Consider the following 13,540-nt stretch of genomic DNA (forward strand, 5'->3'; position numbering starts at 1 on the left):
CTATAGTTGCACGTTGCCCGCGGTGCTGGACTCGACATCTTGCCCGTGTATTGTTTCGCGCAGCCGATCAGGGCACCGCGGATGTCCGAATATCGGTCTGTTGGTTCTAAACGGGAGGAAAATGCATGGATCGTCGTTCGTTCATCCGTAAGGCCGGTGCATCCGGTGTCGGTGTCGCGGCAGCGGCCGCCGCGCTTGCCACGCCGGCGATAGCCCAGTCCAATCCGAAAGTGACCTGGCGGCTGGCATCGTCCTTCCCGAAATCGCTCGACACGATCTATGGCGGTGCGGAAGTGTTCTCAAAAATGCTGTCGGAAGCGACCGACGGCAATTTCCAGGTTCAGGTCTTCGCCTCGGGCGAGCTCGTTCCCGGCCTGCAGGCGGCCGACGCCACCGCCGCAGGCACCGTCGAGGCATGCCACACGGTGGCATATTACTATTGGGGCAAGGACCCAACCTGGGCGCTGGGTGCCGCAGTGCCGTTCTCGCTCAACGCGCGCGGCATGAACGCTTGGCACTATCATGGCGGCGGCATTGACCTCTTCAACGAATTCCTTGCAACGCAAGGCCTGTTCGGCCTGCCGGGCGGCAACACCGGCGTGCAGATGGGCGGCTGGTTCCGCAAGCAGATCAACACGGTCGCCGATCTTTCCGGCCTCAAGATGCGCATCGGCGGCTTTGCCGGCAAGGTGGTGCAGAAGCTCGGCGTCGTGCCGCAGCAGATCGCCGGCGGCGACATCTACCCGGCGCTGGAAAAGGGCACGATCGACGCCGCCGAATGGGTCGGCCCTTATGACGACGAGAAGCTCGGCTTCTACAAGGTCGCGCCCTACTACTACTATCCCGGCTGGTGGGAAGGCGGCCCGACCGTGCATCTGATGTTCAACAAGGCCAAATACGAGGAATTGTCGCCCGCCTACAAGTCGCTGGTGCACACGGCCGCGCAAGCCGCCGACGCCAACATGCTGCAGAAATACGACTACCTCAATCCGGCGGCGGTGAAGCGGCTGGTCGCCAGCGGCGCCAAGCTGGCCCCCTTCAGCCAGGAAATCATGGCTGCCTGCTTCGAAAAGGCCAACGAAGTCTATGCCGAAATGGAGGCCAACAACGCGCCGTTCAAGAAGATCTGGGAATCCATCAAAGGCTTCCGCAAGGAGCACTATCTCTGGGCCCAGGTCGCCGAATACAACTACGATACCTTCATGATGGTGCAGCAGCGTAACGGCAAGCTGTAGCCGGGGATTAGCCCTCTCCCCTATGGTGACGGGGAGAGGGCGCTGTCACCGCCGGTTTCGCCAATCGCCAACGTTGCAGGACTTCAGGTCCGGCCCGGCACGACCAGCACCTTGACCTCGCCGGGGGCGGCTGGGTTCGAGATCACCTGCGGCGCCTCTTCGAGTGGCACCTGCCTGGAAATCAGCTTGTCGATCTCGATCGCGCCGGACGCGATGAGGTCCGCGGCGCGTCGATGCGTGAAGGGATTGATGAAGGACCCGAGGACCTTCAACTCCCGGAACAGCACGTCGAAAGGCTCGAAAGCCACCTTCTGCCCCTGCGGCATCACGCCGACGATCACCACCGTGCCTCCGGCCTTGGCAATTCGCATCGACTGCTCAACCGTGTCGCGAACCCCGGCGCATTCCAGCACCACGTCGACGCCGCCCGGCACAAGCCCGGCTTTTCCGGCGATGGCCTCGATGGGATCGACGGCGCTGGGATCGACCGTAGCGGTCGCGCCGAGTTCTTCGGCCAGCGCGCGGCGCGAGGCCTGCCTGGTCGATAGGATGATGGTCGCGGCACCGGCAAGCTTCGCCAATTGCACGGTGAGCAGGCCGATGACGCCGCCGCCGAGCACCACCACCGAGTCGCCGGGCCTGATTCCGGCGAGGTCGATGCCGTGCAGGCAGCAGGCCAGCGGCTCGCAGAAGGCGCCATGCGTGGGCTGGAGGTTGCCGGGCAGGAGGAAGGCCTGGCCTTGCGGCATCACGACATAATCGGCGAAACCGCCGTCCCGGTGGATGCCGATGGCCCTGAGATTGCTGCACAAATTGACGCGGCCGGCCCGGCACTGGCTGCAGCGCCCGCAGGCGATGTTGGGGTCGCCCGTGACCCGATCGCCGACGGCGATGCCGGACACCGCGTCGCCGACCGCCTCGACGATGCCGCAGAATTCGTGGCCAAGCGTGACCGGCGGCGTGCACGGGAATTCGCCATGGAACAGGTGGCGGTCCGTGCCGCAGACGCCGCAGGCTTCGATCCGCACCAGAACATCCTCCGGCCCCGGTGCAGGTTTGTCGACCGCACGAAGGGCGATGCCGCCGATTGCTTCCAGCCGTACGGCTCTCATGACTTGGTCACCTCAGTTGAAACTCGGCGGCTTGGAAAGATCGGGTGCCGGCGTCGCCGGCTTGGCGGGGGCCGTATCGCCGAAATTCGGCGGCTGTGACAAGTCCGGGGTGCCAGGCGCGGCGGGCGCCGAGCCGCCACTGGCGGGCGCCGCGCCATTGTCGCCCGGCGGCGTGCCGAGCGGCGCAAGTCCCGGCATGTCCGGCAGCTTGAGGTCGATCGTGCTCGGCTCGACCGCGGTGCCCTTGTAGCGCATTACCATTTGCGGGAAGGCGATGGTAAGCCCGATCATGATCACCTGGATACAGACGAACGGCACCGCGCCCCAGTAGATCTGGCCGGTGGTGACCGGCGCGATCTGCTTGCCGGTGATGCGGTCGAGATAGGGCACGCGCGCCGCGACCGAACGCAGGTAGAACAGCGCGAAGCCGAACGGCGGATGCATGAAGCTGGTCTGCATGTTCACGCCAAGCAGCACGCCGAACCAGATCAGGTCGATGCCGAGCTTGTCGGCGGCGGGCGCCAGCAACGGCACGATGATGAAGGCGAGCTCGAAGAAGTCGAGGAAGAAGGCGAGCACGAAAACCAGCACGTTGACGCCGATCAGGAAGCCGGTCTCGCCGCCCGGCAGCGAGGTCAAGAGATGCTCGACCCAGATATGGCCGTTGACGCCGTAGAAGGTGAGCGAGAAGACGCGCGCGCCGATCAGGATGAACAGCACGAAGGCGGAGAGCCGCGTCGTCGAGGCCAGCGCCTGCTTGATGACATCCATCGTCAGTCGCCCCTTGAAGCCCGCCATGATCAGCGCGCCGACGGCGCCCATGGCGCCGCCCTCGGTTGGGGTGGCGATGCCGAGGAAGATGGTGCCCAGCACCAGGAAGATCAGCGCCAGCGGCGGGATCAGCACGATCACCACCTGCTGTGCCAGCTTGGACATCATGTTGATGTGGAGGCGCTGGTCGGCGATCGCCACGATGTAGATGACGATCACGCCGACGGTGGCGCCAAGGATGTCCGCATTGTCGCCATGAGTCGGCGCGAGGTAACGATAGGCCGTATAGGAAATCGCGCCGGTCACCAGCAGCGCCACGATCAGCGAAATCACGCCGTGGCCGAGCGTGCGGGCCTCGAGCGGCAATGCCGGCATCGAGTTCGGCCGGACGATCGACATGATCAGGATGTAGAGCATGTAGATGCCGGTCAAAACGAGGCCGGGGATCAGCGCGCCCGCATACATGTCGCCCACCGAGCGTCCAAGCTGGTCGGCCAGCACGATCAGCACCAGCGAGGGGGGGATGATCTGGGCCAGTGTGCCGGAAGCCGCGATAACGCCCGAGGCGAGGCGCCGGTCGTAGCCGTAGCGCAGCATGATCGGCAGCGAGATCAGCCCCATGGCGATGACGGAGGCCGCCACCACGCCGGTCGTTGCGGCAAGCAGTGCGCCGACGAAGATCACCGCATAGGCAAGCCCGCCGCGGATCGGGCCGAACAGCTGCCCGACCGTGTCGAGCAGGTCCTCGGCCATGCCGGATCGCTCCAGCACGATTCCCATGAAAGTGAAGAATGGAATGGCCAGCAGCGTGTCGTTCGACATCACCCTTGTGCCGTAGAAATTATCCGGCAGCGCATGCAGCAGCGGCCAGGCGAGGTTGATCGAGCCGCCGGAATAGGGCGACAAGAGCACGCCGATGAAGAAGAACAACAGGCCGTTCGCAGCGAGCGAGAAGGCGACGGGGTAGCCGATCAAAAGGAAGATGATCAGCGAGGCGAACATGATCGGCGCCATGTTCTGCGCGATGAACTCGATCATGAGCGCACCTCGCCGGACAGCGCCTTGGCTTCTTCGGCAAGCGCTTCGGCCTCGAGCTTGGCCTGGTCGTGGGCCGAGACATAGGGAGTGGGATCCTCCATGTCGCCGCGCATGATGGCGATCTTCTTGATGATCTCCGAGACACCCTGGATGGCCAGCAGGAAGAAGCCGACGAGCAGGATGGCCTTGGCCGGCCAGACGATCAGCCCGCCGGCATTGGTCGACATCTCGCCGCTGCGGAAGGACAGCGACACGTAAGGCACGAAGTAGATCACCATCAGCACCACGAACGGCATCAGGAAGAGGAGATGGCCGAGGAGGTCGATCCAGTGCTGCACGCGGCGGGGGAACATGCCGTAGACGATGTCGATGCGGATATGGTCGTTCTGTTTCAGCGTATAGGCGGCGGCCAACATGAAGGCGGCGCCGAACAGATACCACTGCAGTTCGAGCCAGGCGTTGGAGGAGATGTCGAACACCTTGCGGATGACTGCGTTGCCGGCGCTCACCAGGATCGCAAGCAGGATCAGCCACGAGATCCAGCGGCCGATGAACTCGTTGATGCGGTCGATCGTCGTGGATAGAGCGAGCAGCCCTGCCATGCATTTCCTCCCTCGCGCACCGGCCCCGAGAATCGCGATCGATTTCGGAAAGCACGATGCCTAAATCAAAGTGCTGGCGCCGCGCCCGAGTCCCCCTCCGGTGTCGCGCCGCTTGGCCCAACGGTATGCAGTGCGTGGCCCGGATGGTCAACATGGCAAAGCACGTGCCGGCGATCCACGCGGCGAGCAACGGTAAAAACCGGTCACCTCACGGCGCGTCATGCAACCAAAGTCTGATGGGTTTCAGGCGACCTTGGCCTGGTCGCGGCCGGCGCCGATCAGCACCAGCATGGCGACGAGAAAGAGGTATATCCAGCCGTCGCGCCATTCGAGCGGGAAATAACCGGCCCACAGCGATTCGGCCATGCCGAAGGCCGCGGCACCGAGAGCAGCCTTGAGCGGCGACATGTAGCCGCCGACCGCCGTCACGAACAGGATCTTGAGGCCGTAGACGAGGCCCGTGCCGAAGCTGATGTTGCCGTAATAGATGCCGGCGAGCATGCCGGCAAAAGCCGCGCAGAAGCCGCCATAGAGCACCGCGCGGCGGAACACCGCGGTCACATCGATGCCACACATCGCGGCCGCCTTCGGGTCGTCGGACACGGCCCGCCAGGCCCGTCCGAAGCGCGAATGCGAAAACAGCCAGGCGGCCACTGCCACCATCGCCATCACCGCCGCGCAATCCAAGAGCTGGATAACGGTCAGCGTCACCTTGAAGCCGGCACCCTGCGCGAAGACGACGGGCTGGGCGAGCATCGGCGGCAGCCAGAGATCATGCGTGTCGGCGGCGATGCGGCTTGCTTCCGACAGGAATAGCAAGATGCCGAGCGTCGTCACCACGATCGCATTAGGCGACCGGTCCGCCAGCCTCTCGAACACGCTGCGCGACAGCACCTGGCTGATCAGCACCGAATAGAGCAGGGCAGTAACGATACCTAGCGCGACCGAGGCAAACAGCGTCAGCCACAGCGCCTGATAGCCGAAGGCGGCGGTCAGGATCATGGTGTGGCCGCAAAAGGCAAACAGCGCGCCATAGGCAAGGTTGGTGCGGTGCAGGATGCCGTTGGTCAGCACGTAGCCGAAGGCGAGCAGCGCATAGAGCGCGCCCGAATGCAGCCCGTTCAGCACCTGCTGATAGAAATAGAGCATAGAGCATCCCTAGGGCCGCGCGAAATGGCCCTGTTTGGAGCGTTGCACCCGGAATCTAACTTGTCAAATACGTTTTATCGGTTAGATTTCCGGCATGACGGTTTCCTGGACCCCGCACCGCTTCACCGGCGGCATCCTCGCGCTCGACACGGCGAACACGGTCGTCCTGCGCAACGATCCCGGAAGGACCTTCGACCGTTTCGCTGATCCGGCCGAGATCGCCCGCTTCGCCGAGGCGGCGAGCGGCTTTCGCGCCGCCGAGCTTGGCGGCCGGCGGCTGGAGGCCCCTCAGCCGGGCGACATCGCCGCGGTCGTGCTGTCGATCCGCGAAGCGACGGACCGCCTGTTCCGCGATGCCATAGCGAAACGCGCGATCGCCGCCGGCCATCTGCCCGATTTCCTGACCGCCTGCGCCAAAGGCCTCTCCGGCAGCAGCATCGAAATCGGCGCGCCGGGCAGGCCCTTTGGCGATCCGGCGACGCCGATCGCTTTCGAGGCGGCTTTGGCCGTCTCGGCGCTTTCGCTGCTGCGCGACGACACCGTTGCCAGGCTCAGGATCTGTCCGAACTGCAGCTGGCTCTTCATCGACCGCAGCCGCAACTCAAGCCGCCTCTGGTGCGACATGGCCGTCTGCGGCAACCGCCAGAAAGCGAACCGCTACTATCGCCGCCGCACGGCGGCCAGGGAGGCCACCAATGCTTAGAAAATTCCGTTCGATCGCTCTCGGCGCGGCCCTGATCGCCGCGACGGCGCTCGGCGCCTGCCGCGACACCGGCAAGGAGCAGCTCTTCGCCATTTCCGGCAAGCTGTTCGAGTTCAACTACCGGCTTGGCATCGCCACCTATGTCATCACGCTGAGACCGCTGCGGCCGATGGGCGAGGGACAGGTTGCCGTGGTAAATTTCCAGAATCCGGCCGGCGGCGACCCGCTCATCGTCAACCAGAAAATCTGGCCGAAGCTTCCGCATATCACCTTGACCAGCCCGCCGCTCACCTGCGTGGTCAAGGGCAAGCCCTATTCCGTCACGATCCGCATCGAGGATTCGAGCGGCACGTTGCTTCAAAGCCTCGAGACGACGATGACTTCCTCGGCGGACCAGACCATGCTGCCGGACCGGCCGCTGGTGATCGGGCCGAAATACGAGCTCAACCCGGACCTTGCCGGCCATCCCGACGGCAAGCTGCCGGATGCGCCCAAGCCGGATTGCTCGAAGGCGGCTTGAGGCCCGTTGACCGGTCGAAATTTTCGTGCGCTGCAAAGCGTTTAGCGTGCGATTGAATGCGGCGACCGCTTCCAGCGGGACCGTTTGTTGCGTGCGCTCTGGCCGCTGCGATTTCGTTTGACCTGTCCCGCAAGGGAAGAAAGACTGCGGCCTCTCACTCCGACGTTGGCCGCCGATCCGCGGCGCGCCTCCGCAGAGGACATGCCTGATGACGCTGCATGACGTCGCGCTCGACGACAAGTTCGACCTTGGCAAGGAGCGCGTTTTCCTGTCCGGGGCGCAAGCCGTCGTGCGCATGCTTTTGATGCAGCGTGAGCGCGACCGCTGCGCCGGCCTCAACACCGCAGGCTTCGTCTCCGGCTATCGCGGCTCACCGCTCGGCGGCCTCGACATGCAGCTGTGGAAGGCGAAGCGGCAGCTTGCGCAGGCCGACATCGTCTTTCAGCCGGGCCTCAACGAAGAGCTCGCCGCCACCGCCTGCTGGGGCTCGCAGCAGACCGAGCTGCTCGGCGAAGGCACCCATGACGGCGTCTTTGCCGTCTGGTACGGCAAGGGGCCGGGCGTCGACCGCTCCGGCGACGTTTTCCGCCACGCCAATCTCGCCGGCTCGTCGAAAAATGGCGGCGTTCTCGCCCTGATGGGCGACGACCACATGGCCGAATCCTCGACGAACGCACATGCCACCGAATTCCTGTTCGTCGACACCATGGTGCCGATCCTCAACCCCGCCGGCGTCCAGGAGATCATAGACTACGGTCTCTTTGGCTTCGCCATGTCGCGTTTCGCCGGCACCTGGGCGGCGATCAAATGCGTCAAGGACAACATCGAATCGACCGCTTCGGTCGACGCCTCGATCGCGCGGCTGAACATCGTCATTCCCGACTTCGACATGCCGCCGGGCGGTCTGAACATCCGCCACGAGATCGACATGCTCGGCCAGGAGGAGCGCCTGCATGAGCACAAGCGCGCCGCCGCCTCCGCCTTCATCCACGCCAACGGGCTCAATCGGACCGTCTATTCGGGCGGCCGCAACCCGAAGCTCGGCATCATCACCATAGGCAAGAGCTATCTCGACGTGCGCCAGGCGCTGGAGGATATCGGCATCGACGAAAATGCGGCCAATCGCATCGGTATCCGCCTGTTCAAGGTCGGCTGCCCCTGGCCGCTCGATTATCAGCATGTCGCCGACTTCGCCCGCGGCCTCGAGACCATCGTCGTCGTCGAGGAGAAGCGCTCGTTGATCGAGGTGCAGTTGCGCGAGAACCTCTACGGCTCCGCTATTCAGCCTGCCATCGTCGGCAAGAAGGACGAGCGCGGGGACTGGCTGTTTCCGGCAAAGGGCGCGCTCGACCCGAACGAGATCGCGATCGCGCTCGGCGAGCGTATCTTGCGTACCATCGGCCCCTCGGAGGAGATCGCGGCGCGCGTGGCGAAGCTGCGCCAGTTCCAGGCGATGCTCGCCGATACCGTCGACATCGGTTCGCGCACGCCGTTTTTCTGCTCGGGCTGCCCGCACAATTCCTCGACCAAGGTGCCGGAGGGCTCGCTTGCCGCCGCCGGCATCGGCTGCCACTTCATGGCGCTGTGGATGGACCGGAACACGGTCGGCTTCACCGCCATGGGCGGCGAGGGCGCGCAATGGGTCGGCCAGGCGCCGTTCTCCAAGCGCGGCCATATCTTCCAGAATCTCGGCGACGGCACCTACAACCACTCCGGCGCGCTGGCGATCCGCTTTGCGCTGTCCTCAGGCGCCAACATCACCTACAAGATCCTCTACAATGACGCAGTCGCCATGACCGGCGGCCAGCCGCACGAAGGTGGCCTCACCGTCGATATGATCGCCAGACAGGTGCGCGCCGAGGGCGTCGAGCGCATCGCCGTCGTCACCGACGAGCCGGCCAAATATGCCGGCAAGGCCGATTTCCCGCCCGGCGCCACGATCCATCACCGCGACGACCTCGACCTCGTCCAGCGCGAGCTGCGCGAGGTCAAGGGCGTGTCGGTGCTTCTCTATGACCAGACCTGCGCCGCGGAAAAGCGCCGGCGCCGCAAGCGCGGCACCTTCCCCGATCCCGACAAGCGCGTCTTCATCAACGAGCTGGTCTGCGAAGGCTGCGGCGATTGCGGCGTGCAGTCGAACTGCGTCTCGATCCAGCCGGTCGAGACCGAATTCGGCCGCAAGCGCCGGATCGACCAGTCGAGCTGCAACAAGGATTTTTCCTGCCTCAACGGCTTCTGCCCCTCTTTCGTGACGGTGCATGGCGGCAAGATCAGGAAGGCCGAGGGGATTGCCGGCAAGAGCGATCCGCTCGAAGGCGTGCCGTCACCCGCCGAATTTCCACTCGGATCTCAGGGCTGGGCGGCGATCATCGACGGTGTCGGCGGCACCGGCGTCGTCACCATCGGCGCGGTGCTGGGCATGGCTGCCCATATCGAGGGCAAGGGCTGCGGCATGATCGACATGGCGGGCCTTGCCCAGAAGGGCGGCTCGGTCTTCACCCATGTCCGCATCGCCCCGACGCCCGAGGACATCCACGCCATCCGCGTTTCCGCTGGCAAGGCCGATCTTGTGCTTGGCTGCGACCTCGTCGTCTCCGGCGCCAAAAAGGTGCTCGCCGCGGTGCGCGAGGGCCATACCATGTTCCTCGCCAACACCGCCGAGATCATGCCCGGCGAATTCACCCGTTCCGCCGATTTTTCGCTGCCGGTCGAGCGGCTGAAGAAGGCGATCCGTGCCGCCGCCGGCGACGACAAGGCCCACTTCTTCGATGCCACCCGCACGGCGACCGCGCTGTTCGGCAATTCGCTCGGCGCCAACATGTTCATGCTCGGCTTCGCCTTCCAGCATGGCGGGCTACCGCTCTTGGCCGAAGCCGTTGAAAAAGCGATAGAATTGAACGGCGAAGCGGTGGTGATGAACATCGCCGCCTTTCGCTGGGGCCGTCGTGCCGCGCACCAGCCGGATTTCGTGCGCGGCCTGGTCGGTCGTACCGGCAAGCCGGCGTCGGCACCCGAAACGCTCGACGACATTGTCGCCCGGCGGGTGGCTTTCCTCACCGCCTACCAGAACGCCGCCTATGGCAAGCGCTATTCCAACAGGGTCGCGGCCCTGCGCGCAGCCGAGGCGAGAGCGATTCCCGGCTCGACGGCCGTCACCGAGGCGGCCGCGAAAAACCTCTTCAAGCTGATGGCGATCAAGGACGAGTATGAGGTGGCCCGGCTTTACACCGACGGCAGCTTCGCCGCCGATCTCGCAAGGCAGTTCCAAAGCTACGAAAAGCTGGAATTTCACCTCGCGCCGCCGATCCTCGGGCGGCGCGGCAATGACGGCAAGCCGAGGAAATCGAGTTTCGGCCCGTGGATGATGAAGGCATTTCGCCTGCTTGTTGTCATGAGAGGCCTGCGCGGCACCGCGTTCGACCCGTTCGGCCATACCGCCGAACGGCGCGCCGAGCGGCAACTGCTTGCGCAATACGAGGCCGATCTCGATCTGATCGCCGCAGCACTTGCGCCGGGCAAGGTCGAGGCCGCCGCCGCTCTGGCCTCCGTTCCGGCGCTCGTCCGCGGCTATGGCCATGTCCGGCAGGCCAGCGCCGCCAAGGCGTCCGAAGAGCGCTCCAGGCTGCTGCAGCGGCTGACCGAGGCCGCTCCGGTGCCCGTTCTCAGCGCTGCCGAGTGATTGCGCCAGACCAATCCCGAAGTTTTCGTCGGTCGGCCTAAAGTGCCTCGCGTGGAAATGGATCCAGGAGAGGCGCTTTAGGCCTTTGTTCGATGCAGGTCGTTCTCCAAAACCGCTGCTCACTTGTGGGTGACATGCGTTAGGTCCTTTGCGGCCCTGGGCCGGCAGACCGAAGCCGCTGCTCAAGGCGGTTCTGTTCTAAGCCTTTCTTAAGGCGGTTGTGTCATGACAAGGCTTAGCGTTGGGCCGACCCTATGGGCAAAACAAAGACCGAAAGCATCCCAGCGGATGTTTATATCCAATTTGTGCGGTCGTTGTTCGACAACGCGCACATGTTGTTGATCGGTGGCGCGTGCTACTGGATCCTCGGATTCATGATCTATCTGCGCACCCACAATCCCCTGTTCCTGGCGTTTTCTTTTGCCCTGCTTTCCGTCAGCCTTATCCGTTACTTCGGCATTCGCGGCTTCCTGAGGACAGGCGGCGCGATTGCCGATGTCGAACACGCGCAGCGGTTGGAGCGCAGCTACATCCTGAAGGGCTGCCTTCAGGGTCTCGGATTGGGCGCGCTATGTTTCGTGTCGATCTACATATATCCCGAACCGTTCGCCGAGCTCGCGGCAATGTCGCTCACGCTGGCGACCCTGGTCACCGTTGTCGCCCGCAACTATGGGTCGCCGCGCATGGTGCGGATCTTTTCCGTGACCTTCATCGGTCCGGCGGCTCTCGCGCTCCTGCTGCGCATGGACGCGCCCTCCGTCGTCCTCGGCCTGATGATCATCCCGATGACGTTCATCACCATCACCGGCGCCGATCATGTCCGCAACGTGCTGTTCTCGGCAGTCATCGGCCACAAGCAGGCGAGAAACCTGACGCGCAGGTTCGACCGCGCGCTCAACACGATGTCGCACGGCCTGGTCATGCTCGGCCCCGACGGGCGCGTCGCCGTCGCCAATGCCGAGGCCGCCCATCTGATGTCGCTGAAATCGGCCGACGCGCTGCTCGGGCGCTCGATCCACGGCCTTCTGATGCGCGGCGTCGCCGGCGGCATGCTGGCACCGAAGGATTGCCGCTACATCGAGGCGCAGCTGACGCGCGCCTTGCGCGAGGGCCGGGACCGCAAGGTGCTCGTGTCGCTCGCCAATGGCCAGCACTACGAGTTCTCCGCGCGCGAAGGCAGCCAGGAACTCGGCGTCATCACCTTCGAGGACGTCACGGCCCGGGTCGAGGCGGAGGAAAAGATCCGCTTCATGGCGCGCTACGACAACCTCACCGGCCTGCCGAACCGTGCCTACTTCCACGAGCTGGTCGGCGAAGCCATGGCGTCCGGCGACCGCGACCGGCTCTGCGGCTTGGCGGTGCTCGACCTCGATGATTTCAAGAGCGTCAACGACACGCTCGGCCACCCGGTCGGCGACGGTCTGATCTACGCCGTAGCCGAGCGCCTGGCAGCGGTCGCCGGGCCGGGCATCAATGTCAGCCGCTTCGGCGGCGACGAATTCATGATCTATTTCGACCGCATCGAGGATGAGAGCCATCTCAGCAGCCTGCTCGACGAGATCTTCGCCGGCCTGCAGGGCGAAGTCGACGTCGCCGGTCACGGCCTGCGCATCCAGACCAGTGGCGGCGCGGTGTTGTCCGTGGTCAAGGACACCGACGTCGACGGCATGATCGTCAAGGCGGACCTCGCGCTCTACAAAGCCAAGGAGCTCGGCAAGAACAGCTGGCGGCTGTTCGAGGCATCGATGGACGCCGCCTTCCGCAATCGCCAGCTGATGAAGGCCGATCTGCGCAGCGCCGTGCAAGCCAAGGAGTTGCGCGTCGTCTACCAGCCGATCGTGTCGATGAGCACCATGCGCATCGCCAGCTGCGAGGCGCTCTGCCGCTGGGATCATCCCGATCTCGGCCCGATTTCGCCGGGCGTCTTCATTCCGCTGGCCGAGGAGATGGGCATCATCTCCGAGATCAGCTCTTTCGTGCTGCAGGCGGCCTGCGCCGAATGCGCCAAATGGCCGGCCCAGACCAGCGTTTCGATCAACCTGTCGGCCAAGGACTTCCGCAACCGCGACGTCGTGCAGAAGGTGCGTGATGCGCTGGCGGCGTCGGGCCTTGCGCCGCACCGGCTCGAGATCGAGGTGACGGAGACTGCCCTGCTCGACGACAAATCACTGACCCGCGAGCTGATCGAAGAGCTGAAAGCGCTGGGCGTCCGCATCGCGCTCGACGACTTCGGCACCGGCTATTCCAGCCTCAGCTACCTGCACAAGCTGCCGCTCGACAAGATCAAGATTGATCGCTCCTTCCTGATCGACGTGACCCAGAGCCCCCAGTCGCTCGATCTTCTGAAGGGTATCGTCGGCTTGACCCGGACGCTGGGCCTGGTCGTCACGATCGAAGGGGTGGAGACTTTCGAGCAGCTGAAGATATTGGTGCGTTCGGTCAAGCCAGACCTCGTGCAAGGCTTCCTGTTCGGCGCCGCGCTCAGCGCGTCCGGCATCGAGACGATGTCGAACGTCACCTGGCCATTCGCCGCGGACCTGCGCCTCGCCCCCAGACGGTCGGCCAGATAGGGAATTTCATCATTCAGGATTAAGAATGCGCGTTGCGTTGGCTACGCAGCAATTTTCGTCCAATCGGAAGGTTTTGACCCGATTGTTCAGGATCAAAAGCTCACATTTGTTTTCTCTAAGCAATTCAATACGGCAAAGTATTTTGGCTTGATGCCCTATAT

The 13,540-nt window shown here is 64.3% G+C and carries 9 protein-coding genes; 5 read left to right on the plus strand and 4 right to left on the minus strand.

All coding sequences use genetic code 11. The features are described from left to right. The first annotated feature begins 125 nt into the window (after positions 1-125). On the plus strand, positions 126-1,235 hold the full coding sequence (locus P9230_RS22780; RefSeq protein ID WP_067003340.1) for a TRAP transporter substrate-binding protein: 1,110 nt from the start codon (positions 126-128) through the stop codon (positions 1,233-1,235). A gap of 83 nt (positions 1,236-1,318) precedes the next feature. Here the strand turns inward: P9230_RS22780 and P9230_RS22785 are convergent, their stop codons facing one another. The 4 genes from P9230_RS22785 to P9230_RS22800 form a co-directional block, all read right to left on the minus strand. Continuing rightward, positions 1,319-2,347, minus strand: a complete 1,029-nt coding sequence (locus tag P9230_RS22785; protein ID WP_067324152.1) for a zinc-dependent alcohol dehydrogenase family protein — start codon at positions 2,345-2,347, stop codon at positions 1,319-1,321. 12 nt (positions 2,348-2,359) lie between these two features. Continuing rightward, complete coding sequence (locus P9230_RS22790; RefSeq protein ID WP_278120829.1) at positions 2,360-4,156, minus strand: TRAP transporter large permease subunit; 1,797 nt, start codon at positions 4,154-4,156, stop codon at positions 2,360-2,362. Then, complete coding sequence (locus P9230_RS22795; RefSeq protein WP_095799169.1) at positions 4,153-4,758, minus strand: TRAP transporter small permease subunit; 606 nt, start codon at positions 4,756-4,758, stop codon at positions 4,153-4,155. The genes P9230_RS22790 and P9230_RS22795 overlap by 4 nt, the downstream gene beginning before the upstream one ends. A gap of 243 nt (positions 4,759-5,001) precedes the next feature. Beyond that, entirely contained in the window at positions 5,002-5,907 is a 906-nt protein-coding gene (locus tag P9230_RS22800) for a branched-chain amino acid ABC transporter permease (RefSeq protein ID WP_278120830.1), read from the minus strand. 94 nt (positions 5,908-6,001) lie between these two features. On the opposite strand from P9230_RS22800, the gene P9230_RS22805 reads away from it, so the two are divergent. The 4 genes from P9230_RS22805 (at position 6,002) to P9230_RS22820 (ending at position 13,379) form a co-directional block, all read left to right on the plus strand. Continuing rightward, on the plus strand, positions 6,002-6,610 hold the full coding sequence (locus P9230_RS22805; RefSeq protein WP_095799170.1) for a CGNR zinc finger domain-containing protein: 609 nt from the start codon (positions 6,002-6,004) through the stop codon (positions 6,608-6,610). Continuing rightward, the gene (locus P9230_RS22810; protein WP_278120831.1) at positions 6,603-7,130 is read left to right on the plus strand and encodes a hypothetical protein; all 528 of its coding nucleotides are present in this window, start codon (positions 6,603-6,605) and stop codon (positions 7,128-7,130) included. The genes P9230_RS22805 and P9230_RS22810 overlap by 8 nt, the downstream gene beginning before the upstream one ends. Positions 7,131-7,305: 175 nt before the next feature. Beyond that, the gene (locus P9230_RS22815) at positions 7,306-10,809 is read left to right on the plus strand and encodes an indolepyruvate ferredoxin oxidoreductase family protein (RefSeq protein ID WP_278120886.1); all 3,504 of its coding nucleotides are present in this window, start codon (positions 7,306-7,308) and stop codon (positions 10,807-10,809) included. 254 nt (positions 10,810-11,063) lie between these two features. Next, complete coding sequence (locus tag P9230_RS22820) at positions 11,064-13,379, plus strand: EAL domain-containing protein (RefSeq protein WP_067003356.1); 2,316 nt, start codon at positions 11,064-11,066, stop codon at positions 13,377-13,379. Positions 13,380-13,540 lie beyond the last annotated feature (161 nt).

The organism is Mesorhizobium sp. WSM4887, assembly GCF_029625865.1.
Lineage (GTDB): Bacteria > Pseudomonadota > Alphaproteobacteria > Rhizobiales > Rhizobiaceae > Mesorhizobium.